This is a genomic window from Ligilactobacillus pobuzihii E100301 = KCTC 13174 (assembly GCF_000349725.1).
GTDB classification, from domain to species: Bacteria; Bacillota; Bacilli; order Lactobacillales; family Lactobacillaceae; genus Ligilactobacillus; species Ligilactobacillus pobuzihii.
In genome coordinates this window covers 1-239 of the sequence record NZ_APCP01000040.1, presented here as the reverse complement: position 1 = coordinate 239, position 239 = coordinate 1, and the positions used below count along the sequence as shown (strand labels likewise).

Sequence of the window (239 nt, the reverse complement as noted above, 5' to 3'; positions counted from 1 at the left end):
TGAAATAGTTCCTGAAACCATGTGCCTACAAGTAGTCAGAGCCCGTTAAGGGGTAATGGCGTGCCTTTTGTAGAATGAACCGGCGAGTTACGTTTACGTGCCAGGTTAAGGTGGAAAGACCGGAGCCGCAGCGAAAGCGAGTCTAAACAGGGCGCACGAGTACGTTGACGTAGACCCGAAACCAAGTGACCTACCCATGTCCAGGTTGAAAGTGCGGTAAAACGCACCGGAGGACCGAA

At 52.3% G+C, this 239-nt stretch carries 1 rRNA gene; it reads left to right on the top strand.

The annotated features are described in order from the left end of the window. Positions 1-239: ribosomal RNA gene (locus LACPOB_RS0100225) — 23S ribosomal RNA — on the top strand; the annotation flags it as partial.